The organism is Sediminibacter sp. Hel_I_10 (assembly GCF_000688335.1).
Taxonomy (GTDB): domain Bacteria; phylum Bacteroidota; class Bacteroidia; order Flavobacteriales; family Flavobacteriaceae; genus Psychroserpens.
Genome location: NZ_JHZX01000001.1, coordinates 2,721,266 through 2,747,234 on the forward strand (window position 1 = coordinate 2,721,266; position 25,969 = coordinate 2,747,234).

The 25,969-nt window shown below is 36.5% G+C and carries 18 protein-coding genes and 1 tRNA gene; 12 read left to right on the forward strand and 7 right to left on the reverse strand.

The window, feature by feature from the left end; translation table 11 throughout:
• Positions 1-6: 6 nt before the first annotated feature.
• The gene (locus P176_RS0112265; protein WP_026754977.1) at positions 7-909 is read left to right on the forward strand and encodes a FecR family protein; all 903 of its coding nucleotides are present in this window, start codon (positions 7-9) and stop codon (positions 907-909) included.
• Positions 896-3,400, forward strand: a complete 2,505-nt coding sequence (locus P176_RS0112270; RefSeq protein ID WP_037348925.1) for a TonB-dependent receptor — start codon at positions 896-898, stop codon at positions 3,398-3,400. The genes P176_RS0112265 and P176_RS0112270 overlap by 14 nt, the downstream gene beginning before the upstream one ends.
• A 186-nt stretch (positions 3,401-3,586) precedes the next feature.
• Here P176_RS0112270 and P176_RS0112275 read toward each other — a convergent pair.
• Positions 3,587-3,662 (reverse strand) — tRNA-Phe (locus P176_RS0112275).
• 184 nt (positions 3,663-3,846) lie between these two features.
• On the opposite strand from P176_RS0112275, the gene P176_RS0112280 reads away from it, so the two are divergent.
• The 6 genes from P176_RS0112280 to P176_RS0112310 all read left to right on the forward strand — a co-directional run bounded on the left by P176_RS0112280 (position 3,847) and on the right by P176_RS0112310 (position 11,832).
• Positions 3,847-4,572 carry a type III pantothenate kinase gene (locus P176_RS0112280; RefSeq protein ID WP_026754979.1) on the forward strand — a complete coding sequence of 242 codons (726 nt, stop codon included), beginning with the start codon at positions 3,847-3,849 and terminating at the stop codon, positions 4,570-4,572.
• Between the two features lie 2 nt (positions 4,573-4,574).
• The gene (locus P176_RS0112285; RefSeq protein WP_026754980.1) at positions 4,575-5,888 is read left to right on the forward strand and encodes a membrane protein; all 1,314 of its coding nucleotides are present in this window, start codon (positions 4,575-4,577) and stop codon (positions 5,886-5,888) included.
• Between the two features lie 22 nt (positions 5,889-5,910).
• Entirely contained in the window at positions 5,911-7,293 is a 1,383-nt protein-coding gene (locus P176_RS0112290) for a M48 family metallopeptidase (protein ID WP_231481250.1), read from the forward strand.
• 18 nt (positions 7,294-7,311) lie between these two features.
• Positions 7,312-7,881, forward strand: a complete 570-nt coding sequence (lptC, locus tag P176_RS0112295) for an LPS export ABC transporter periplasmic protein LptC (protein WP_026754982.1) — start codon at positions 7,312-7,314, stop codon at positions 7,879-7,881.
• Between the two features lie 250 nt (positions 7,882-8,131).
• Positions 8,132-9,421, forward strand: a complete 1,290-nt coding sequence (locus tag P176_RS0112305) for a hemolysin family protein (RefSeq protein ID WP_026754984.1) — start codon at positions 8,132-8,134, stop codon at positions 9,419-9,421.
• A gap of 251 nt (positions 9,422-9,672) precedes the next feature.
• On the forward strand, positions 9,673-11,832 hold the full coding sequence (locus P176_RS0112310) for a peptidylprolyl isomerase (RefSeq protein WP_026754985.1): 2,160 nt from the start codon (positions 9,673-9,675) through the stop codon (positions 11,830-11,832).
• 54 nt (positions 11,833-11,886) lie between these two features.
• On the opposite strand, the gene P176_RS0112315 is transcribed toward P176_RS0112310, so the two are convergent.
• Together P176_RS0112315 and P176_RS0112320 are read right to left on the reverse strand one after the other, a co-directional pair.
• On the reverse strand, positions 11,887-12,828 hold the full coding sequence (locus P176_RS0112315) for a GYDIA family GHMP kinase (RefSeq protein ID WP_369793771.1): 942 nt from the start codon (positions 12,826-12,828) through the stop codon (positions 11,887-11,889).
• 39 nt (positions 12,829-12,867) lie between these two features.
• Positions 12,868-14,172, reverse strand: coding sequence for a hydroxymethylglutaryl-CoA reductase, degradative (locus P176_RS0112320; protein WP_026754987.1), 1,305 nt, complete (start codon positions 14,170-14,172; stop codon positions 12,868-12,870).
• Positions 14,173-14,321: 149 nt separating this feature from the next.
• Between P176_RS0112320 and P176_RS0112325 the strand changes: the two genes are divergently transcribed.
• The 3 genes from P176_RS0112325 to P176_RS0112335 all read left to right on the forward strand — a co-directional run bounded on the left by P176_RS0112325 (position 14,322) and on the right by P176_RS0112335 (position 18,785).
• The gene (locus tag P176_RS0112325; protein ID WP_026754988.1) at positions 14,322-16,523 is read left to right on the forward strand and encodes a S9 family peptidase; all 2,202 of its coding nucleotides are present in this window, start codon (positions 14,322-14,324) and stop codon (positions 16,521-16,523) included.
• A 40-nt stretch (positions 16,524-16,563) separates the two neighbouring features.
• Positions 16,564-18,153, forward strand: a complete 1,590-nt coding sequence (locus P176_RS0112330; protein WP_026754989.1) for a peptide MFS transporter — start codon at positions 16,564-16,566, stop codon at positions 18,151-18,153.
• An 83-nt stretch (positions 18,154-18,236) separates the two neighbouring features.
• A complete protein-coding gene (locus tag P176_RS0112335) occupies positions 18,237-18,785 on the forward strand; it encodes a thioredoxin fold domain-containing protein (protein ID WP_026754990.1) in 549 nt (182 codons plus the stop codon).
• An 80-nt stretch (positions 18,786-18,865) separates the two neighbouring features.
• On the opposite strand, the gene P176_RS0112340 is transcribed toward P176_RS0112335, so the two are convergent.
• From P176_RS0112340 to surE, 4 genes are all read right to left on the reverse strand, one after another.
• On the reverse strand, positions 18,866-20,902 hold the full coding sequence (locus P176_RS0112340; protein WP_026754991.1) for a ComEC/Rec2 family competence protein: 2,037 nt from the start codon (positions 20,900-20,902) through the stop codon (positions 18,866-18,868).
• A 43-nt stretch (positions 20,903-20,945) separates the two neighbouring features.
• Positions 20,946-21,464, reverse strand: coding sequence for a C40 family peptidase (locus P176_RS0112345; RefSeq protein ID WP_026754992.1), 519 nt, complete (start codon positions 21,462-21,464; stop codon positions 20,946-20,948).
• Between the two features lie 86 nt (positions 21,465-21,550).
• Positions 21,551-22,672 (reverse strand): lipid-A-disaccharide synthase, encoded by a 1,122-nt coding sequence (lpxB, locus tag P176_RS0112350; RefSeq protein ID WP_026754993.1) that lies wholly within the window; start codon positions 22,670-22,672, stop codon positions 21,551-21,553.
• A gap of 107 nt (positions 22,673-22,779) precedes the next feature.
• The gene (gene surE, locus P176_RS0112355; RefSeq protein WP_026754994.1) at positions 22,780-23,556 is read right to left on the reverse strand and encodes a 5'/3'-nucleotidase SurE; all 777 of its coding nucleotides are present in this window, start codon (positions 23,554-23,556) and stop codon (positions 22,780-22,782) included.
• A gap of 211 nt (positions 23,557-23,767) precedes the next feature.
• Between surE and P176_RS0112360 the strand changes: the two genes are divergently transcribed.
• Positions 23,768-25,969, forward strand: coding sequence for a carboxy terminal-processing peptidase (locus P176_RS0112360; RefSeq protein ID WP_026754995.1), 2,202 nt, complete (start codon positions 23,768-23,770; stop codon positions 25,967-25,969).

Consider the following 25,969-nt stretch of genomic DNA (forward strand, 5'->3'; position numbering starts at 1 on the left):
TATCTAATGAACAAAGAGGATTTAGTAAAAAAGTGGTTAAATAATGATCTGTCAGAAACAGAGTCAAAGGCTTTTGATACGTTAGAAGATGCTGACCTATATAAAGAAATTATTGAGGAAGCTCAACGGTTTAATGGTAATTATAATGCTAAAGTTGAGTCCTTTGATGCGTTAGAAAAGAAATTGTTTTCTCAAAAAGATACTTCTACAAATTGGCTAAAAATTGTTTCTAGTTTAGCTGCTATTTTGGTTATTGGTTTTGCCTTATTTACTTTAACAAATAAAGACGAGATTAGCTCGTTTAAGACCACTATAGCTCAAAACGAAACCATAACACTGCCTGATAATTCAACCGTTAATCTCAATGAGTTATCAGAGTTAGAATATGTTAGTTCTAATTGGGATAAAAACAGGTCTTTAGATTTAAAAGGGGAAGCTTTTTTTGATGTAGAAAAAGGAAAACGATTTGATGTTAATACAAAATTCGGAAAAGTCAGTGTTCTCGGTACAGAGTTTAATGTCTTATCTAGAGACAGCGTTTTTAGAGTATCGTGTTATGAGGGGTTGGTGCAAGTAACATATAACGATCGAGACGTTAAATTGCCTGCTGGCACAGAGTTTGTCTTGTCTTCTGGAAAAAGTTTAAAATCAAATATCACAATCACAGAACCCAACTGGCTTAAGAATATGAGTGTTTTTGAAAATGCATCTTTCGAAAAGGTTATTGAAGAATTAGAAATGCAATACAAGATTAAGGTGCAGTATCCATCTAATTTGAATATAAAATTTACAGGTGCTTTTGAACACGACAATCTTAAAAATGCTCTAGAATCTATCTCAAAGCCTCTTAATTTGACCTATACAATTCAGAACACGAAAGAGGTTATTATTAGCAATGGACAAGACTAAATTTTATATATTTTTAGTCTTGTGCTTTTTTCAATTATCTAAGTCACAAGCACAAAATTCAGATCAAAAAGTGCCACTTTCTGAGGTGCTCGAGCAAATTACAAAGAGGCATTCTATTACCTTTAATTATGAGAGTAGCCTCTTAAAAGATATTTCCGTAGTACCTATATCACAAAATTTAGAATTGCATTCAAAAATTGAGATACTAGAAGAACAAACAGGTTTCGTTTTTGAGAAAGTTAGCGATTTGGTGTATACCATTTCTAAAACAATGAGATTGTGTGGCTACATTAAAGATTCGGAATCACAACAACCTCTTGTTGGCGCCGCTATTGCTACTAAGAATGCTTATGCGATAACTAGTGAAACAGGTTTTTTTGAAATTGAGTTGAAATCTTTAAACGATTTAATAAGTATTAGTCATATCGGATTTAAGACTATTGTGCGACAAGTAAAATATTTCGGTTTAGACGATTGCGAAACAATAACAATGCAAGTTCAACAAGAGCTCATAGCGCCAGTACTCATTGAAGCTTATCTTGTTCGTGGTATTGATAAAAGGCAGGATTGGTCAACTTCAATCGACTACAAACGATTTACACTTTTACCCGGCCTTATTGAATCTGATGTGCTACAAACTGTTCAAGCCTTGCCAGGTATTTTAAGTGTTGATGAAACGGTGTCGAACATCAACATAAGAGGTGGTTCTCACGATCAGAATTTGATGCTTTGGGATGATATCAAAATGTATCAAACAGGTCACTTTTTTGGTCTTATCTCCAGTTTTAATCCTCTAATGACACAAACAGCTAATGTCATCAACAATGGTTCAGATGTTTCTTTATCCGATGGTATTTCTGGAACAATTCACATGCAGACTGATAAACAGATTGATTCAAAATTTAATGGTGTTTTTGGACTTAATTTTTTAAATGCCGAATTATTTTCAAATATCCCAATAGGCAACAAAATGTCTCTTCAGGTTGCATCAAGGAAGTCTTTAGATGATTTGGTCAGAACGCCAACTTATGATGTTTATTTTGATAGAGTGACTCAAGATACAGAGGCTGAAAATAATGTGTCTAATGTTACCAATTCTAACCAAGAATTCAATTTTCATGATGCCTCCTTAAGATGGTTGTATCAACCAAATGAAAAAGATCTTATTAGATTAAACGTTATTCTAATTAATAACGATTTGGGTTTTAATGAAACTGCTGATGTTAACGGAGCATCAAGAACCAGACGTAGCAATATCTCTCAAAAAAGCCTTGGTTTTGGACTTAATTACAAAAAGCATTGGAACGAGAGGCTTTCTTCAACGATCAATATTTACAATAGCGAATATAAACTTGAAGCATTAAACGCAGATGTATTAAGTAATCAATTACAATTACAAGAAAATGTTGTTTCAGAAACAAGTATTAAATTAAATAATCTTTATGAACAAAACCAATGGCGTTTTAACCTCGGTTATCAGTTTACAGAAACAGAAGTTATTAACCTAAATGATATTGATTTACCTCGATTTGTAAGAAGAGACGAAGAAATATTAAGAGAACATAGTGCTTTTGGTCAGGCTTGGTACAACAACTCAACTATTGATCTCTCCATTAGAGGCGGAGTGAGAACAAATTACTTAACACGGTTTGATAAATTAATTATTGAACCTAGATTAAGTATAAGAAAATCAATTGGAGACGATATTGATATTGAAGCACAAGGTGAATTTAAGCATCAGAGTACGTCGCAAATCGTTAATTTTCAAAATGATTTTTTAGGTATTGAGAAAAGACGTTGGCAATTAACGGATAATGATGACATTCCCGTGATTCAAAGTAAACAAGCTTCACTTGGAGTTATGTATAAAAATAGGGGTTGGTTGCTAGATGCCAAAGCTTATTTTAAAACCGTGGCTGGTATAACAACCCAAAGTCAAAGTTTTACAACAAAATATGAATTTGCGAAAGAAGAAGGGGATTATGATGCTAGTGGTTTTGAGTTTTTGTGTAGAAAGAGGTTTGGTGATTTTAACAGTTGGTTAAGTTATTCTTATATAAACAATAATTATACTTTTGAAACACTTGAAGAGATAAAGTTTCCTAGCAATTTTGATATTACGCATTCAGTTACTCTAGGCACAACCTTTAGTAATGAATTTTGGAATATTTCAGCAGGATTAAACTATAGAACAGGAAAGCCTACTTCAGTTGCTTTAGATGGTAATGAAATTGTAGATAATGGCGTAAATTTTGACAAAGCTAATAATGAAAGGCTACAGGATTACTTGAGAGTAGATGCATCTGCTATTTATAAATTCAAAATTAGTAAAGCCTTCAGATCAGAAATTGGAGCTTCCGTTTGGAACATATCAAATAAAGAAAATGCCATTAACAATTATTATAGGGTCAATGAGGGTGGGTCGGTAAATAGGTTTTCAAGATTTTCTCTAGGCTTGACAACTAATGTTGTCATAAGATTGTATTTTTAATCATAATCTAAAGATAGGTCTTATAATATATCACCTTCTTAAATCGTTTCGGTCAACTATCTAGAGCGCATTTCTTCCAATTTAGAGTAGGGTTTTATAACAAAAAGCGATATTAAAAAAAAAATTACTTGCATGTTCACATTTTAAAAACCAAAAAACCCAATCTTTTACAGATTGGGTTTTTTCTGGTGGTGCCTCCAGGAATCGAACCAGGGACACAAGGATTTTCAGTCCTTTGCTCTACCAACTGAGCTAAGGCACCAGTCGTTTAAAACGAGAGTGCAAATATATATGCATTTTTATTATTCACAAAAGAAATCTAAAAAATTATCAATAGGTTTTTTTGCTGCTCTTTTGAGGCTTTCATCTTCAATATGTTATAATTTGGTTAACGCACTAGCCATTATAAATTGTGGTTTTGTAGTTTTAACCCTTTCCTAAAGGATATGAACCTAGTAATTGACGTTGGTAATACAAATGTAAAGTTGGCCGTTTTTGAAAACGCCAAAATGCTAGATCGCATCATTTCTTCTGAAAGAGAGCTCCTTGAGACCCTTGACGCATTATATTCGAAATATCCTACTATAGAAGCAGGCATTGTATCTGCTGTGGGGCGTTTTGAGAATCAGCAGCTGTTATCATTACAAAAGAATGTTCATATTTTAGAATTGACCCACAATTTAAAGTTTCCTTTTAAAAATAATTACGCTACTCCCAAGACTTTAGGTGTAGACCGCATTGCATTGGTTGCAGCGGCCGTTTATCAATATCCACAAACAAATGTGCTTGTTATAGATGCGGGCACTTGCATTACCTACGACTTTGTAGATGCTCAATCGGTATATCAAGGAGGCGCGATCTCACCGGGCTTGAGTTTACGTTATAAGGCTTTACACGATTATACAGAAAAGCTTCCGTTGTTGTCTATAGCTTATCCAAAAGGCCTTATAGGCAATTCTACCCAAGAGTCCATTCATTCAGGAGTAGTGTTTGGGGTGGTTAACGAGTTGAAAGGCTTGGTCAGTCAGTATCGGCAAAAATATCCTGATTTAACAGTTATTTTAACAGGCGGTGATTCTGAACTCTTGTCTAACCAATTAAAAAATGGCATATTTGCCAACTCAAATTTTCTTCTAGAAGGTTTGAATTTTTTACTAGAATATAATTCATAATAATGATAAAAAAACTTGTATTAGTTTTAATTGCCTGTTTTGCGTTACAATCTTACGCTCAGGAAGGAACAGCTTCACCATACTCCTTTTACGGTATTGGTAGTTTGAAAGCTAAAGGGACGGTAGAAAATCGAAGTATGGGTGGCTTGAGCATTTATACAGATAGTATACATGTAAATCTTAGAAATCCCGCATCTTATGCGTCTCCAAATCTTAAACTCTATAATGAGAAAAACAGACCTGTGAAATTTACTGTAGGCGGAAGTTACAATAGCTCTACATTAAAAGCAGACTCTGGAGAGGCAGAGGTTAGCGCGACTACTTTTGATTATTTGGCCTTATCCATGCCCTTGGGAAAAGACTTTGGTTTTGGTTTTGGATTATTGCCTTACACAGCAGTGGGCTATAAAATAGAGGATTTTGAGGGAGACGATATTGTTAATAGATATCGTGGTGAAGGTGGTGTTAATCGGGCATATTTAGGTTTAGGATACCGATTAACAGATAAGCTGAGCTTAGGTGTTGATGTCAGTTATAACTTCGGAAATATTCAAAATAGTGCCATAGAATTTGTTTATGATGAAATTGAAGGCGAAGATAACCAACTCGTGCAATATCAATCTAGAGAGAATAATCGATCAGATTTAAGCGGGTTAAATGTAAATATAGGTCTGACGTATCACAGTATGATTACTGAAAAATTAGAGCTACAGGCAGGGCTTACGTATACCCCACAAAGTACAATTGCTTCAAAAAATCAACGCTCCTTCTCTACGATAGTGATAAACGGTAATTCTGGACAAGAATTTGTTGTAAATACTTTTGACGTGGAATTGGATGAACTTCAAGAAACAGATTTAACTTTACCTTCGAGACTAGCCATTGGTGGAGGGATAGGACAACCTAGAAAATGGTTTGCAGGTTTAGAGTATACGTTACAAAATACCAGCAAATTCTCAAACCCCATAATTTCAACAAATAGTACTAATTTTGTAAATGCCTCTGGACTGTCGTTAGGTGGTTTTTATACTCCTGATTATAATTCTTTTTCTAGCTATTGGAAGCGTGTGACTTACAGGGCCGGGATGTATTATGAGAACACAGGTTTAGAGATCAAAAATGAAGTCATTAATGAGTTTGGCATGTCTTTTGGAGTAGGATTGCCAGTAGGAGGGATGTTCTCTAATGCTAACCTAGGAGCTGAGATTGGAAGACGAGGAACTAGAGAACAAAATCTAATACTTGAGAATTTTTTCAATTTCCGAATAAGTTTGTCTTTAAATGACAGATGGTTTGAAAAATTAAAATATAACTAACGTAAATTAAAACAAGATGAAAATGAGAGTACCAGTAGTCATAGCAGCCTTGCTTGTAGCAACTAACTTTAGTTTTGCACAACAAAATGAAGATTGTATGCTAAACTTGACCTTGTTCAGTGATTATTATAAGAGCAAGAAATATGATGAGGCATACACGCCTTGGAAAAAATTAAGAACAGAGTGTCCACCAAAATTTAATCTTGCTCCGTATAAATATGGGGAAAAGGTTCTAGAGCATAAAATTGATAATTCTTCAGGAGAAGAGAAGAAGGGATATATAAATGAATATATGGCCCTGTTGGATGATGGTAATGTCAACTTTCAAAAAGACTATCCTCTTGGAGAGGTTTTTGAAAAGAAGGGCGTCATGATGTATGATAACCAGGAGATTTTGGGTAAAACCGATATGGATATCTATAATACATTTGATAAGGCCTACACTCAAGATCCAGATAATTTTACGAGTACTAAAGGGCTTTATGTGTATTTCACAAAAACAGTGGATTTATTCAAGGCAAACCAATTTGAATTGCAACAAGTGTTTGATAAATATGATGATATTTCTGAGCAGTTGATAAAATTGAACGAGCAATTTACTGTTTCTGTAAATAAATTTGTTGAAAAAGAAGAGGCAGGTCAGACTTTAACTAGTAAAGAAGATAAGTACAAAACATATTACTTTGCCAAAATTGAAGCCAATGATAAAATTTCAGGAAGTTTAGATAGTTATTTAGGGCAATTGGCAAATTGCGAAAATCTTATTCCGCTTTACGAAAAGCAGTTTGAAGAAAAAGGTACAGATCCTGTTTGGCTAAAAAGAGCCGTAAGTAGAATGTATAATAAGGAGTGTATTGACGATCCATTATATATTAAGTTAGTTAAAGCTTATGATGCGGCATCACCTTCTGCAGATACCAAATATTTCTTGGCAACCACGTTGTTCAAGCAAGGTAAAGATAAAGAGGGAGAGCAATACTTAAAAGAGTCTTATGACCTTGAGACAGATAAGCTTAAAAAGGCAAGATTGGCCAAGCGTATTGCAAATACCTTTAAGAGCAAAGGTAGCTATGGTACGGCTAGAAATTATTACAGAGAGGCTTTGAAAATGAATCCTTCTGACGGTACGCCTCACTTATACATCGCAGCTATGTATGCGAAAAGTGCAAACAGTTGTGGCGATACTAACTTTAATAAAAGAGCGGTATTCTGGTATGCAGCACAAGAGGCTAGAAAAGCAGGTCAGGTTGATCCTAACTTGAAATCTAATGCGGCTCAAGCTGCTGCATCTTATGAGGCTAATGCACCTACTCGAAGTGAGATATTTACAGAAGGCAATGGTGGCAAATCGATTTCAATTGGTTGCTGGATTGGCGGTAGTGTTACTGTGCCAAATGTTGATTAAATTTTGTAAATAACATAAATGAATAGTAGAATACTTTTTCAATTACATCTCATAGTCACAGCTGTTGCTGTGACTATGTTGTTTTCATGCGAGAATAACTTCAAGGAAGTGCAGAAGATTGGTGTACTACAAAATGAGCCGATAGGTATCGCTGAAAACATCAATCTGAAATATACTGAAGCAGAAGACTCAATTGGCAGATTGGTAGCCAATCTCGAAAGTCCGAAAATGTTAGATTTTTCTAACCGAGAATTTGCATTTACAGAATTTCCCGATGGTGTAAAACTATCTTTATACGACGATAAAAACCAACGTAATATCGTGTTGGCAGATTATGGTATCGTTTACAGTGAGACTGATCTTATTGATCTTCAAGGCAATGTTATTTTAATTACACCCCAAAAAGACAGTCTTTTTGCTGAGCAAATGTATTATGACCAAAAGCAAGAATGGTTATTTAGTAATTTACCTGTGGCATTAAAATCGGCCACCGCCAATAGTGGAAAGGGAGATATATTTGACTCAGATACCAAATTTAAAAACTACACCATCCTCGAGGGACGTGGTGATATGATTTTGAAAGATTAGTTCTTGGACTAAAAGTTGACAAAACATCTTTATCTTTGTAGCTAATTATAACTATTTTAATGAAAATACTTCAGTTTTTTCAATACGTATATTTGTTTTTTGCAGCGCTCTTCATCTATGATGGGATCTCTTACATAGGTTCAGATTCTAGTAGAGTGATTATCTCTTTTGTGTTTGCTGGACTAGCCATTTTTATGTTTTTCTTCCGTAAAAAGTTTAGGAAAAAATTTGACAACCGTAAAGATTCTTAATGGACTTTAGTATCATTATTATCGTTGTCACGCTATTGCTCTCAGCTTTCTTCTCTGGGATGGAAATTGCCTATGTATCTTCTAATAAAATTCATATTGAAATTGAAAAGAAGCAAGGCGATTTTTTGGCATCAATTCTAACCAAGCTTACCGCTAAACCTTCAAAATTTATAGCGACCATGCTTATTGGCAATAATATTGCCTTGGTGGTTTATGGTTTTATTATGGGCGATGTTTTGGTAGATTGGTTTCGATCTATGCTGCCTTCAGACTATCAGTTGGTCACTTATTTGCTTAATGATTTGAGTCTATTGACCCAAACTATTGTATCTACGATTATCATCTTAATTACTGCGGAATTTTTGCCAAAGGTGTTTTTTCAAATTTATGCCAATTCATTTCTAAAGATTTTTGCATTTCCAGCCTATCTGTTTTATCTGTTATTTTGGTTCATATCCTCCTTTATCATTTGGGTTTCAGATAATATTTTGAGGAAGTTTTTTAAGACAGAAGGTGATAACGTCCAGTTAGCGATGACCAAGGTGGAATTAGGAAACTACATTAGTGAGCAAATGGAATCTGTAGAGGAGCATGATGAGGTGGATAGTGAAATACAGATTTTTCAGAACGCGCTAGAATTTTCCGAAGTAAAAGCACGAGAAGTCATGGTGCCACGTACCGAGATCATTGCTGTAGAGATTAATGAGTCTATTAAGAGCATCAGTACCTTATTTATAGATTCTGGACTCTCCAAAATTTTAGTATATAAAGATTCTATTGACGATATTCTTGGGTATGTGCATTCTTTTGAGCTCTTTAAGAAGCCTAAAACCATTAAAAGCGTGACCATGCCCGTCATTTTTGTTCCGGCAACAATGCTGGTAAAAGATGTGCTTAATGCCCTTACTAAAAAGCGAAAGAGTATGGCCGTGGTTATTGATGAGTACGGAGGTACCGCTGGGATAATGACTATAGAAGATATTGTAGAAGAACTTTTTGGAGAAATTGAAGATGAGCATGATAGCGTAGCACTTACCGAAGAGAAGATTGGTGATAATCACTTTAGATTTTCGGCACGTTTAGAGGTAGATTACATCAACGAGACTTATAAGCTTGAATTGCCCGATAGTGAAAACTATGAAACTTTGGGAGGGCTTATCGTTCATGAAACTGAAGGAATTCCGCAAGTAAATGATACGGTGATTATTGATATCTTTAGATTCAAAATAATAGAGGTCTCCACAACCAAAATTGATGTTGTCGAGTTAGAAATTATAGAAGAAGATTAAATCTCTAGACTGTTAGCAATGTTCAGCTGTCTATTTTGAATGTGCATCACGTTTTGTTTCTTAACATGGACTATCGCTTTTTTCCTTTAGATATAGCTTAAAGACTGTTATTTCTCAATTCCGCTTGATGTAGGACTTAGAGACCTGCTAATAACATTGCAGGCAACACAATAAAAAAGAGATTCCGCTTTCATTATTTCATGGAAAATGGTATTTTCGCCCACTTATTATTAGATAAATTATACATAAAAATGGCAGTTTTAAATAAGATTAGACAACGTTCTTTGTTCTTGATATTGATTATCGCTCTAGCGTTGTTCTCCTTTGTATTAACCGATTTGTTTAGAAACAGTGATGCCCTTTTTGGTGCGTCCCAAGATGTTGTGGCGACGGTTAATGGTCAAAACATCAACAGAAATGAGTTTATGGCCAAGGTTGAAAACGTGCAACGCCAGTTAGGCCCTAATGCAACGTCTACAACGGCGATGAATCGTGTTTACGACCAAGAGGTGAGACGTGCGGTGATGACTACTCAATTTGAAGAATTGGGATTGAGCGTTGAGGAAGACCAAATGCGTGACTTATTACAGCAAAATTTCGCAAGCTATCCAGAGTTTCAAAATGAAGCTGGATTATTTGATGAAAATAAACTAACTGAGTTTGTAGCCAATCTTAAAGAGATTTCTCCAGAGCCTGCCGTGTTAGGTAATTTTCAAATTAGATATAGTGACTGGGTCAATAACGAAAGCAATATCGCTGTTTCGGCTCAAGAACGCACCTATTACAATATGGTGAAGGCTGGAGTTAATGCAACTTTAAACGAAGCTGAAGTAGATTATAAGTTAGAAAACTATACTAGAGATTTACAATATGTTCAAGTGCCATATAGCACTATAAGCGATAGTTTGGTTGAAGTATCTAAGGGAGATATTAAGGCCTTTATGAATAAGAACAAAAAGAAATATGAAGTTGAGGCTTCAAGAGATATTAGATTTGTTCAGTTTAAAGAAGAACCAAGTTTAGATGATGAGAATAATCTAAAAGCAGAGTTTGACCAATTTACTAATGGTAAAGTGGTTTTTGAAGACGGTAAGAATGATACTATCCAAGCGTTTTCAAGAGTGAAAGCGGAAAACATGGAAGATTATATCAACTTCACTGCTGATTCAGATGTAGATTATGTAGATACTTACGTGAAGAAATCGGCTTTGCCAACTGCAGTTGCAGATTCTATTTATACTATGAATGTTGGTCAAGTTTACGGCCCTTACAGAGATAACGGGATGATGAAGTTGACAAAACTTGTTGCAGAACGTCAAATGCCAGATTCAGCTAAAGTAAGACACATCTTGATTCCTTATATGGGAGCTAGCAGTGCTGGTCCAGATGTTACTCAAACCGAAGCGCAAGCTAGAAAAACGGCAGATAGCGTTTTAGCTATTGTAAAAGCGACTCCTTCTAAATTTCCTGAATTGGTGACAGCTTTGTCTTCAGATCAAGGAAGTGTTGATAATGGAGGAGAATATGATTTTCACCCAAGCACACAAATGGTGAAGCCGTTTAGTGATTTTGAGTTTCAAAATAATGTAGGTGATATCGATGTGGTTCAAACCCAATTTGGTTTTCATATCATTGAAATTTTAGATCAAAAAGGATCATCAAGAGCGGTAAAAGTGGCAACTATTGCAAGAAAAATTGAGCCTTCTGCCGAAACTATTGATAACGTTTTTACTGAAGCTTCTAAGTTTGAAATGGCATTACAGGATGGTGAATTTCAAGAAGCTGCAAATGCTAAAGATTTTAAAGTGAGACCTGTAAATAGCATTAAGGTATTAGATGAAAACATTCCAGGACTTGGCAGTCAACGTCCTATTGTAAGATGGGCTTTTGAAGAAGGAACTAAAGTTGGAGATTACAAGCGTTTCTCTGTTCCTGGCGGCGGTTATGCTGTTGTACAAGTCACAAAAATTACCAAGAAAGGATTGATGGAGCCAGAAAATGCTTCAGCATCTGCACTTGCTGAAATCAGAAAAGAAAAGAAAGCCGAAATGATTCGTGAGAAAATTTCTGGATCTACCATTGAAGAAGTTGGGAAAGCAGAAGGTGCACGTATCAATACTGCAGCAGCTGTAAACATGAAGAACCCTACCTTATCTGGAGCAGGTCAAGAACCTAAAGTTGTTGGTGTTGCTTTTGGATTAAATGAAGGGGAAACTTCTAGCTTAATTGAAGGTAAGAGTGGTGTGTTTATGGTAAAAGTCAACAAAATTGATGAAGCTGCAGGTCTAGATAATTATCAATCTGTAGCCAATAGATTAAGTACAACTCGCGTGAGTGCTGCACAAACCAAAGTTTATAATGCGTTGAAGGAAACTGCAGATATTGAAGATAACAGAGCGACGTTCTATTAATATGACGTTGACAGTTTAAACTATAAAAAAAGCGCCACATCTTGTGGCGCTTTTTTAGTTTTTAATCAGGTCTTGATATTTAATAATGGTATTAAAACCTTTAGATTTAAAATAGGGTTTAGGGTCTTTATGACTAGCGACCATCACAAAGTCACCTCCCCAGGCGCCAAGGCTTTTGATGCTGCCATTTAAGTCTGAAAATAAGGTCTGCTTTACGGGATCTTGCTTAATCACTTCGGAAATAAGCGCTTCATGTCTGTCTATCAAAGACTGAAACTCTAAAAGTGATTTACAAAGAATCATATCTTGGGTAATGCGCGTAATCTCATTGATAACATTTGAGGTATCTGAAGTTGTACGTCTGTAGCGGGCAATGCCGTCTCTGCTATTTTGTTTTTGGTTAAGGTGCACAAAGTATAGGTGCTCCTTGAAGGATGGGTTAAATGTAACCGATGAAACTGCTCTTGAGACCTTAGGATCGTTCTTGTTGAGTTGATAGGTTATAGCACCATTTGCCTCTGCACAGGCAAGGTCATAACCGCTTCCGCCAAACGTTAAATCCAACAATTGATAAGCATCTATATTGGCCCAATTGGCAATATTGTTAATCACGGTAGAGGAGGCGCCAAGACCCCAGTCTCTAGGAAACTCCAAATGGGTCTCCACAAGATAGCCTTTAGTATTGCCTTGTAAGAAATTAGGGTTGAGTTGCTTTGCGGCGTTTAAAATTTGAAGAAGTCGTTTTGAAATATCGTTTTCATCTCCAAGAAGTCTTAAACTGCCAGAAGTACCTAATTCAAATGCCATCTTAAACCATAGCTGGTGTTTGTAATCATAGCTGTTCCAAACTAAATCGCGATTGCTATTTCGCGTAATGCTTAAGGATTGGCCTAATTGAGTTGGTAGTGCTAGGGCAAGAGCGCCGTCTAGAACTACATATTCTCCAGTTATTAAGAGTTTACCGTTACTTTTATATGTGGGTTCTTTAATGTTCAAGATCTTAATGAGGGTTGCGTTTTTCTAACAATAAAGGGTTTAGTTTTTTCTCAAATCAATTAAAGCATCCTCTACGGCGCTATGAGAAACAATATGATTTTTGAAATGGGCGACTAAGCTCGCTTTTTCGTCCGATGAGGCTCTAAATTGGTTCATGATATTCATCAGGTGCATTTTCATGTGTCCTTCTTGTATTCCCGTTGTAGTGAGGGAACGCAGGGCAGCAAAATTTTGCGCAAGACCTGCCACAGCTACAATTTGCATTAATTCTTTAGCAGAGGGCTGTCCCAAAAGTTCCAATGCCCATTTCACAAGCGGGTGTAGTTTCGTGAGTCCACCAACGGTACCAAGTGCCAAAGGGATTTCCATCCAAAAAGTGAAAACACCGTTTTCAACCTTAGCATGGGTTAAACTGCGGTACTGTCCGTCTTTAGCAGCATAGGCATGAATCCCAGCCTCAACTGCTCTAAAATCGTTGCCAGTGGCCAATACAACGGCATCAATGCCGTTCATAATGCCTTTGTTATGGGTGACTGCACGATAAGGTTCAATTTCAGCAATAGACACCGCCTGTACCATTTTTTTAGCAAACTCTTCTGCGGAAATATTAGTGTTTTCAGTCAATTCTGAAACATTACAGCTCACTTCAGCTCTTACTAGGCAGTTAGGCACATAATTAGAGAGAATAGACATGACGACATCTAACTGACCGTCCAAGACGCGATCTGCTTCTTGTTTTAAAGTTTTGGCAAATTGTTCTAAACACGAATTAATGAAATTGGCACCCATGGCATCCAAAGTCTCAAAGCTGGCATGTAATTGAAAATAGCCAGGCATCTCTTTGGTCTTATCCCGAAGCTTAATATCTAAAATACCACCACCGCGCTTTTCCATGTTTTTAGTGATGGATTTGGCTTCAAGAATAAGCTTGGGTTTGATGTCTGCAAAAAAGGCTTTGATCGTCTCTGTGTTTTTGCGACAAATAAAATGAACTTGTCCAATTTTTTCGGTGGAGATCACCTTGGTTTTAAAGCCCCCACGGTCGTACCAAAATTTAGCCGCTTTACTTGCCGCAGCTACTACAGAGCTTTCTTCTATGGCCATGGGAATGGCATAAAGTTTTCCGTTGATTAAGAAGTTTGGAGCTACGCCTAAAGGCAGGTAATAGTTTGAAATGGTATTTTCAATAAACTCATCGTGAAGCTGTTGCAGCTTTTGGTCACTGTTTATATACTGTTGGAGTACAGATTTTGCTTGGTCACTATCCTTAAAAAATGTCGAAACGAGCCAGTCAATCTTTCCTTCTTTTGATAATTTCGAGAATCCAGCAATCGGTTGGGTCATGTGCTTTACTTTTGTGAGTCGCAAAGATAGTGTTCTTGGTATTATTATTGATAACGCTTTATTATAATACGTATTTTAACCACTTTTAGTTACTGCTTTTTGCATTATTTTTAGTAAACTTGACACATTCTTAGCGAAAAAATAACTTTATGAACATATTAAAAAGTCTCTCTTTATTTTTATTTGTATCAACGGCTGTCTTAACAGCACAAAATAAGGATATTACCTTAGAAGAAATTTGGAGCGGCGGCTTCAGAACTTCGGGGCTTGACGCTTTGCATTCCATGGATAATGGTCAGCAATATTCTGTATTGAACTTTGAAAACAGAAACTCCCAAATTGACATTTACAATTACCAGACGCTCGAAAAAGTTAAGACGCTACTCAGTTCTTCAAACATTCCATCCATTGCCTATTTTACAGATTACACCTTTAGTGATGATGAGTCTAAAATACTTTTAGCAACAGATGTAGAGGCTATTTATAGACGTTCATCTCTCGGAAAGTATTATGTTCATGATACTAAAACGGGACAAACGACTCTAGTTTCCGAAGAAAAGATTCAAGAGCCAACATTTTCGCCAAATGGATCTAAAATTGCCTACGGATTAAATAATAATTTGTACATCAAGGATCTAGATTCCAATGAAACCAAACAAATCACCAACGATGGTGAGTATAACAACATCATCAACGGTATTACAGATTGGGTATATGAGGAAGAATTTAGTTTTGTAAGAGCTTTTGAATGGAATGCAAATGGTGATAAATTAGCATTTATTCGTTTTGATGAGTCTAAGGTTCCAGAATTTTCTATGGATGTCTATGGGACTGAACTTTACCCAAAACAACAAGTTTTTAAGTATCCAAAGGCAGGAGAAACCAACTCTGTGGTGTCACTTCATATTTATGATTTAAAATCTGAGAAAGCAAATGAAGTAAAGCTAGATAAAGATTATAAAGATTTTTACATTCCTAGAATCAAATGGACCAATGAGCCTAATAAACTGAGTGCACAATACATGAATCGTCACCAAAGTGAATTGGATGTTTGGTTTATTGATGCTGAAAGCATGAAAGGAGATTTGGTTTTAGCAGAAAAGGATAAAGCTTATATAGACGTCACGTTTAATCTAACGTTTTTAAAGGATCATAGTTTTATTTGGACCAGCGAGAAAGATGGCTATAATCACATTTACCATTACGATAAGAACGGAAAACTCATTCAACAAGTGACATCAGGAAACTGGGAAGTGACTGATTATTATGGTTACGATAGTGACTCCAAACGCATCTTTTATCAATCTACAGAAGATGGCTCTATCAATAGAAGTGTGTTTGCTATTGGGTTGAACGGTAAAAAGAAACAACGGTTAACTCAAAATACGGGCACCAACTCAGCAGACTTTAGTGCTGATTTCTCTTACTTTATCAACACGTATTCCAGTGCAGATACGCCTCCAATATATACCCTTAATTATGCCGATTCTGGAAAGGTGTTAAAAACAATAAAAACCAATCAAGATTTAGCTGATAAGCTTAAGGACTATAAAGTATCAAAGAAAGAATTTAGTACCATTTCTGTCAACGGCAATGAATTAAACATGTGGATGCTTAAGCCGTTGGATTTTGATGAGAGCAAACAATATCCGTTGTTTATGTTTCAATATTCTGGTCCTGGGTCTCAGCAAGTAGCAAATACTTGGAACGGCATCAATGATTATTGGTATCAGGATTTAGCGCAGCAAGGTTATATAGTGGCTTGTGTAGATGGAAGAGGAACTGGTTTTAAAGGGGCAGATTTTAAAAAAGTCACCCAAAATGAACTGGGTAAATATGAGTTGGAAGACCAAATCACGGCTGCCAAGCAATTAGGACAACGTGCCTATATAGATGCAGATCATATTGGTATTTGGGGCTGGAGTTTTGGTGGTTATTTGAGTAGCAATGCCTTATTTAAGGGTAATGATGTGTTTACCATGGCTATAGCAGTAGCACCTGTAACCAGCTGGAGGTTTTATGATACCATTTATACAGAACGGTACATGACTACGCCACAAGAGAACCCTAGTGGTTATGACGAAAACTCTCCTATTAATCACGTGGATAAGCTAAAAGGAGATTTTCTTTTGGTACATGGAACCGGAGATGATAATGTTCACGTTCAAAATACCATGCGTATGGTAGAAGCTTTAATTCAGGCAGATAAGCAATTTGAATGGGCGCTCTATCCAGATAAAAACCATGGTATTTACGGGGGGAACACCCGTTTGCACCTTTATAAAAAAATGACTGATTTCATCAATAGAACACTTGGTGATGGAAGACCAGAAACATATTTATCTAAATAAACATTGATTTTTTTTACAATTAACTAACTAATATATTGATATGGAATTTAAGTTTGGAGGTTCAGCAACTAATCAAAAAACAGTTTTAGGTCATCCCTCAGGTCTGTTTGTCCTTTTCTTTACAGAGATGTGGGAGCGTTTTTCATACTATGGTATGCGTGCCCTGTTGGTGCTTTTTTTAGTGGCTTCTTTAATGGAAGAAGGCTGGGGTTGGGAAAGAGCTGAAGCTTTAGTTCTATATGGTTGGTATACAGGTCTTGTTTACGTAACCCCTATTTTAGGGGGGTTAATTGCAGATAAGCTTACGGGATATCGCAATGCGGTGATTATAGGCGCATTTCTGATGACTTTGGGACATGCGGCGATGGCTTTAGAGGTATTCTCTGACCCGTTTTTCTATTTAGGATTGGGGCTTCTAATTATTGGTAATGGTTTATTTAAGCCTAATATTTCTTCTATGGTTGGGCAGTTGTACAAAAACCAAGGAAAGGAAAAAGATGCAGGTTATACCATTTTCTATATGGGGATTAATGCTGGGGCTTTTCTTGGTATTCTGTTATGTGGTTATATTGGTGAATCTGTTGGATGGCATTTTGGATTTGGATTAGCTGGAGTGTTTATGTTCTTCGGAATGTTACAATTCTACTTTGCCCAAAAGATTTTTGGAAGAATAGGTCTTTCACCAAAAGGAACTCAAGATTTTGATGATGCCGTTGAAAATACGGTAGAAAACACAAAAGATGCTATTGAAGATACTGTGGAAGATGCTAAAAAATCTGGTGTTACAGCAGATCGTTTAATAGTGATTGGTGTATTGGCCTTTTTTACCATTTTCTTTTGGTGGGCTTTTGAGCAGGCTGGTGGGTCGATGACTATTTTTGCAGCAGATTATACCGATAGAGTTTTGGAAGGAAATGGTGCACTTACCTTTAAGATCTTCAATACCATTCTTACAGTAGTCCCCATGTTAATTATTACTTGGGTTTTGGCGATGTTATTTAGACAAACCTTTTCAAAATATGCATTATCAAATGTGCTATTGGGAACAAGTTTTGTCATTATTTGGGCCATTGTCATTTGGATGTTGATCAGAGAGTTTAACGCAGATGTTGCCGAAGTGAAGGCCTCTTGGTTTGGTATTTTAAACTCATTCTTTATCATTGCATTCGCGCCATTATTTTCTAAGATATGGCAAAGTAAATACAATCCGACTGGACCTGTGAAATTTGCAATCGGACTTATTTTACTAGGTTTTGGTTTTGGTATTTTAGCATACGGCTCTATGGGTATTCCTTTAGGAGCAAAAACAGCATCTGTAAGTATGATGTTCTTAGTATTTGCTTATTTGTTCCATACGTTGGGAGAGCTTTGTGTTTCTCCAGTAGGACTTTCATATGTAAGTAAATTGGCTCCAGTTAAATTGGTGGGTCTAATGTTCGGTGTTTGGTTTGTAGCTAACTTTATTGCGAATTTAGCTGCGGGTATAACAGGAAGTTATATGGATCCAATTTTAGAAGAAAAAGGATTAACGTATTTCTTTATGATATTTACTTTAATTCCAGTTGGAGCAGGAATTGTCATGCTGATATTAAACAAAACGTTGATCAAAAAGATGCATGGGATTAGATAAGCCAATGCGTTAAAATAATTCAAAATGCACCATTTTAGGTGCATTTTTTGTAAGTTCGGAATGACTTTTGAAAAGAAAATGATATGAGAACAACCCTATTATTTATATCGGTATTGCTAACGATGTTTGCAACCGTAACAGCTCAAGAAATTAAATGGATGACTTTTGAGGAAGCACTAGCAGCTCAGAAAAAAAATCCGAAAAAAATTATGATGGATGTCTATACCAGTTGGTGTGGCCCTTGTAAAATGCTAGATAAAAACACCTTTCATAATAAAGATGTTGTGGCTTACGTGAATAAACACTTTTACGCCGTAAAGTTTAATGCCGAAGGTAATGATGTTATTACCTACAAAGGGCAGACCTTTAGTAATCCCAATTACAAGGAGGAGATGAAAAACCGACGCAACAGCGCGCATGAACTTTCTCGTTTCTTTCAGGTTTCGGCTTATCCAACCATTGTCTATTTAGATGAAAAAGGAGAAGTGATTGCGCCTATTAAAGGCTATCAAAAACCGCAACAGATTGAACTTTATCTAAAGATGTTTAATAGTGATGCTCATAAAGAACTCACCACGCAAGAAGCATTTAATGACTACTATAAAGCCTTTACACCTGAATTTGAAATGTAGTCCAGATGGTGAATTATGCAGAGCTCTATCATAGCGACAAAGTGCATTAGACCATAAGAATCGTTGTTCAAGCAGGATCTCTACTTCATGACGTAGGCGCCTTCTTGAGCTGTGTGATGAAAAGGAATCTTCCGTTTTAGGCAAGTCGCTCTCCATCGGTTTACGTAGGATCTGTAATTACTGCCATCTGCCACAATCAGCTTTGGTTGAAGGGAATCAATAAGTCGGTTTAAGTTCAATTTCGGCGAATTTCTGAAAAGAACCACCTCGGGTTGAAATGCGTTGATTTGATATATGGCAAAACTATCCACCACGAATAGGGATTTCCTCTTAAAATAATAAAGTGATCTTAAGCTGTCAGAGGCTGTTGTTTCTATAAAATTTCCGACGTAAAAATCATTCAAAACTCGGTTTTTGCGCAATGCGTCCTGGTCTAAATTGTGTGATATTGCTAAATGCTGTGCATTTTTGTAAGCGATTATCGATGCTTTGCTCTTGTGAAAGATAATCAGCGTATCATCACTATTTTGAAATTTCTGAAACACATAAGCACCTTGTACTAAAAGCATACTTATTAGAACAACTACCAACCTATTGAATTTCGGTTTCTTAAACCATAACACAAAGGCAATAAGCAACACATAGCATGTGAGTAATTGCGGTGTTTCAAACGAAATATTCTTAAAAAGAAAGGACTCTTGTTCAGCCACCCAGGTCACGATGGTATTCATAAGGCTAATGATAGTTGAGTATAGGTCTGCAATGACATTAGGAAGTACGTTGAGCACAGCCAACACAATCACGAGAATTCCCAAAGCCAGAATCCCACCTAAAAAAGGAACGATGGCCATATTCGAAATAAAAAATAAAGCTGGGAATTGATGAAAATAATAGAGTGCTAAAGGCGCCACACCCAATTGTGCGGCCATGGTGACCGTAAGTATGTTCCAAAAATAATTGGTGAGCTTCCATTTAGGCTGCCACAATCGGTAAAGAAGGGGTTGAATAGAGACAATGGCAAATACAGCCACATAGCTTAATTGAAACCCCACATCAAACAAGAACATGGGCTTGAAGAGAAGTAGCAACAGCATTGAAATGGCCAATGTGTTATAGATGTTGGTTGGTTTCTTTAGATACGTTGCAAACGTAATAATTGTGAACATGGTGACTGCTCTTGTGATAGAGGCCGATAACCCAGCGATCAAAGCAAAACTCCACAGTAGAATTATCAGTAATGCAAAATTGAAAGTTTTGCCATATTTAAAGCGCTCTAAAGGTTTTAAGAGTATCGAAAACAGCCATAGTACAATCCCAACATGTAGTCCAGAGACTGCCAAAATGTGAATGACGCCGGCGTTAACAAAGGTATCATAGACCACTTTACTCATGTCTTGCCTTTGACCCAAAATTAAAGCATTGATAATAGCAAGTTCGTCCTTTTGAAACGCATAAGATTTCAGTTTTTTATTGATATGGGTTCTTAATTTATCGGCATATCCAAAAAGGGTTACGCTCTCAGAGTTGATAGGTAATAATAGCGTTTGATCAGTATAAATTTGATGATACATTTGGCGGTGTTCCAAATAGTGTTTATAATCAAATTGATTCGGATTTAATGGAGCTTTTAGCGCTGTAAGGTTTGAAATCGTGAGAAATACATCATCAACTTTTAGCGGGATGTTTAGGCTGTCTTTTGAAATGTTAAGCAACGTTTGTCCTTTGACCTGTTTACCTTCAATCTCTAGAACGGTAATAACATATTTATCATGGTAGGCCGTAGGTTTTAAACGTTCTCTAACTTTAAAGGTAATGGAGTAATCGCTCTCTTTTTCTTCGGAAATGTGATGGCTATAATGGGTTTTGAATAATCGTGGGTCCTGAAGTTGGTGCAATGTCATGCCTAAGCAAATCATCGAGCTGAAGCTAAAGGCTCCAAACCAAACCGTCTTTTCAAGTTGATATTTGGCAATAACAAAGCTTATGAGTGTGCCAGCTAAGCACAGGGACAATAGCCAAAGTAAAAGCGTAAGAGAGCAACTTGAAAATTCAGCAATTAAAATGCCTATGATTAAGCAAATGGTGAGTTTTATAATTGTGAAATTCAGTAACTTCATAACTCTAAGTTACTGAAAAATAAGATGTAATGAGTAAAATTTTCTAGAGTACCCTGCGCGCTTGCACGTAAGCCAAGTACCAATACCGTTCTGAAAGATTTGACGTAATTACGCCTCTACTCGTGGTAGAGTGTATAAATTCTACATGGCCTGGTCTGCTGGAGGTGACGATGCCTACGTGGTTAACACTTCTGCTATTTTTATTAGTAGCAAAAAATAAAAGATCACCTTCTTGAACATCATTAACATCTATCCAATTTCCTTGAGACGAAAGTGCTCCCGTAGTGCGTGGCATTTGGATGTCTTCCTTTAAAAAGGAGGTGTAAATCAAACCTGAGCAATCCATGCCTTTTTTGGTGGTACCGCCATATTTGTAACGCGTCCCTTCAAATGATTTGGCATGCTCAATAATCTCAGAGATGGTTTTAGAGGTGTTTTTAGAGATTGGAGCAGGTCTTGTTACAGTGGTTGATGAGTTCGTTTTTTTGGTAACAACACCACGTTTCGACTTACAACTGCTCAAGCTTAGGCACAGTAAAAGTGCAAGTGTAATATATCTCATTTGGGGAATTTTTTCTAAAAATACTAGTTTCATGGTTTCAAAAGAAAGACCCTCTGATTTTAGTTAACACTGTTTTCAACAATAAATTAGAAGCGATTGGATTTACAGCTTTCAAATATGAGTTCTGCAGTTTTTTTACTGGCTCCTTTTCCACCGAGTTTCTTTTCAAGCTCGTAGTAATTTAGAAAAAATTTAATACGCTCTTGATCATCTAGAATCTTGCTTAATTCGTGTTTTAAACGTTTGGTGTTGAGTTCATGTTGAATAAGTTCAGTAACCACTTCTTTGTCCATAATTAAATTGACTAAAGAAATATATTTTAATGTGATAATGCGCTTTGCAATTTGGTAAGAAATAGCATTGGCTTTATAACAAACCACTTGAGGTACTTTAAATAAGGCTGTTTCTAAGGTTGCTGTGCCAGAGGTGACCAAAGCAGCAGTAGAGACACTCAACAAATCATACGTTTGATTTTCAACAAAGCTCACATTGGCCTGCTTTATAAAGGTATTATAGAAACTGCGTTCTTGACTTGGAGCACCAGCAATAACGAACTGGTAATCCTTGAAATCTTCAACCACGCTAAGCATTACACCTAGCATTTTTGTGATTTCCTGCTTTCGGCTTCCCGGAAGCAAAGCAATAATGGGTTTGTTAGATAAGTCGTGCTTTGCACAAAACTCATGCTCACTAATTTGAGTGCGATCTGCAATAGCATCTATTAAGGGGTGGCCAACAAAATGCACTGGATAATCATAACCATCGTAAAATGATTTTTCAAACGGTAAAATAACATACATGGCATCTACGTCTCTTTTTATTTTTTCAACACGACTGGCTCGAGACGCCCAAACTTGAGGTGAAATATAGTACTGTGTGTTATAGTTTTCTTCTTTTGCCCATTTAGCAATACGTAGATTAAATCCAGAGTTGTCTATAAAAATAATCACATCGGGCTGAAAGATTGCAATGTCTTTTTTGCAAAATTTTATGAGGCCTAAGAGCTTTCTAAGATTTAATATCACTTCAGCAAAACCCATGAACTGACGCTCCTTGTAGTGCTTTACTAAAGTACCACCAACAGCTTGCATCAAATCACCGCCCCAAAACCTAAAATTAGCGTGAGCGTCTTGATCTTGCAAAGCTTTCATGAGGTTCGCGCCATGTAAATCTCCAGAGGCCTCGCCAGCGATGATGTAGTACTTCATAATTTAGTGTTCAGCCTTAGTTTAAAGATCGTATGTCATACGTGTTAAAGTTGGCAGGTTTTGACTTCAATTTGTAATCTGATTTTGCTTTAATTTCTTTCTTGAAGTTAATTATTGAGTTCCCAAGTATTTAATTGTTGAATGCTTTGATGCGCGGTGAGGTCAAATTGAACCGGCACTACAGATACATAGCCGTGATCTAATGCCCACTGGTCTGTATCTTCACCTTTATCAAGATTTACAAATTTACCGGTAAGCCAATAGTAATCTTTACCAAAAGGCGTTTGTCTTTTGTCAAACTCTTCTTCCCAATTAGCCCGAGCTTGGCGGCATATTTTAATGCCTTTTAAATCTTCTTTTTTTACGTTAGGGATGTTGACATTAAGCACGACACCATCATTTAATCCATGTTTTAAGACGTTTTCAGTAATGGTTTTAATGGGAGCTTTACAGGCTTCAAAGTCTGCATTCCAATTATAATCACACAAAGAAAATCCTATGGCAGGAATGCCTTCGATTCCAGCTTCTAAAGCAGCGCTCATGGTGCCAGAATAAATAACATTTATAGAGGCGTTAGAGCCATGATTAATGCCAGATACGCAAATATCTGGACGTCTATCTAATACTTGTCTTATTCCTAATTTCACGCAATCTGCTGGTGTGCCAGAACAACTGTATTCCAATTGATCACCATCATCAATAGTAACTTTTTCAAGATGAAGGGTGGAGTTGATGGTAATGGCATGACCCATACCGCTTTGTGGGCCATCGGGAGCTACCACTACGACATCACCTATGGTCTTCATTACCGAAATCAAGGTTCTTATTCCTGGCGCTGTAATTCCGTCATCATTAATTACTAAAATAAGGGGTTTTTTAGACATGTGCTATTGGGATTTAGGCTAACAAAAATAGACAAACCGTCTTGGATTTCCTATAAATAGGCGTTTAACATAAAATTAGTAGCGCTCCACTTTATTGGCATGGTTTTTTCTGTTACTTTAGTAGAAATTATATAAATAAACGGTAACGTAGTTTGAGGCAAGATTAAAATTGCTGATTTTTACGTCTGACATGGAAATAATGAAACATATGATGAAGAGGAATTATAAACTCGTGCTTTTTGTGCTGCTTCTTGCTTTTGCTTCTTGCAGCTTTACCACAAATAAATTTAATGATCCCGATAAGGATAAATTACTAATTCAATTGATTAAATATGTTCTGGAAGAAGGGCATTTTAGTCCGCAGGATATTAATGATACGTTTTCCGAAAATGTCTATCAAGACTATTTGGAACAGCTAGATCCTTTTAAGCGTTATTTCTATGCTTCGGATATCAAGGAGTTTGATAAATATGCTACAGAAATAGATGATCAAATCAATGCGTATGACATCTCATTTTTCAATATCACGCATGAGCGTTTATTGAAGCGTATTGCAGAGTCTAAGGAAATGTATAAGGAAGTACTTTCTGAGCCATTTGACTTTTCAAAAAAAGAAGAATTTTCTACAGATTATGATCAATTGGATTACGTAGATTCTAGAAAGGAAATGAAGGAACGTTGGAGACAGCAACTTAAGTTTTCTACGATTGCTAATTACGATGATCTTATTTCAGAAGAAGAATATAGCAGTTCAGATAAGCAAAAGCTACAGACTGCAAATGATTTAGGTGAAGGTACGGTTGAGAACGTTGCTTCTAAAGAATCAAAATCCGAAACGCGCAAATCTAATGACGATTTAGAAAAAGAAGCCAGAGAAATTACTCTAAAATCTTTAGATGAGCTATATGACTTTATTGATGATAGACAACGTAAAGATTGGTTTGCTGTTTACATCAATGCCATAGTAGAAGAATTTGATCCACATACCTTTTATTTCGCACCAGAAGAAAAAGAACGATTTGATGTGGCCATGTCCGGTAATTTTGAAGGGATTGGCGCTAGATTACAAAAGAAAATGGATAATATCACGGTTACCGAAATTATAAGCGGTGGTCCTGCCTGGAGACAGAATGAACTTGAAGTTGGTGATCAAATCATGAAAGTGAAGCAAGAAGATGAGGTGGAAGCGGTAAATGTCGTCGGTATGCGTCTAGATGATGCTATTAAGTTTATTAAAGGTCCTAAAGGCACTGATGTAACCTTGACCTTAAAGCGTGTAGACGGAGCCATTGAAGACATCACGATTAGACGTGATATTGTTGAGATTGAAGAGACCTATGCTAAGTCATCAACGGTTAAAAAAGATGGTAAGACTTTTGGAGTGATCAACCTTCCTAAGTTTTACGTAGATTTTGAAGACTATGCTAAAAGAAATGCAGCTTCAGATATCAAATTAGAATTAGAGCGCTTAAAAGAAGCAGGTGTTGAAGGTATTGTGCTCGATTTAAGAAATAATGGCGGCGGTTCTTTGCAAACAGTAGTGGATATGGGCGGATTGTTTATAGAAGAAGGTCCTATCGTACAAGTCAAAACAGCAGGAGAGCCAAAGGAAATTTTGAATGATAAAGACAAATCTATTGTTTGGGATGGTCCATTGGTCATTTTGGTCAACGAACTCTCTGCTTCTGCTTCTGAAATTTTAGCAGCGGCGATGCAAGATTACAAAAGAGCAATCGTTATCGGGAGTAAGCAAACCTATGGTAAGGGAACTGTGCAAAACGTATTGGACCTTAACCGCATGGTAAGATCAAATGATAATGGTGATATGGGCGCTTTAAAATTTACAACCCAAAAATTCTACCGAATCAATGGTGGTTCTACCCAATTAGAAGGTGTTAAAAGTGATGTCGTCGTTCCAGACCGTTACAGTTACATAAACATTGGAGAGAAAGATCAAGACAATCCATTGCCTTGGGATAAAATAGATTCTGTGGATTATGATCTGTGGAAAGGGTATTATGATTATGATTCTACTGTTTCAAAAAGTAAAGAAAGAATGGCTAACAACAATCAATTAAAGCTAATTGATGCCAACGCCCAATGGGTTAAGAAAATTAGAGATAAAGAGAGCTATTCTTTAAACTACGAGGATTACAAGAAGGATATGTCAGAAAATGAAGAGGAGTCCAAACGCTTTGACGAGATCTCAGGCTACACTACAAATTTGACATTTGAATCTTTACCTTACGAGCAAGAAATGATGGCTAAAGACTCTGTATTACAAGAAAAACGTCAACGCTGGCACACAAGCCTTAGCAAAGATGTGTATATGGAAGAGGCGCTTAATGTTTTAAACGATTTAAAAATGACTTACGAGGTGAAAACAAAAGTAGCCAGTTCCGTAAAAAACTAA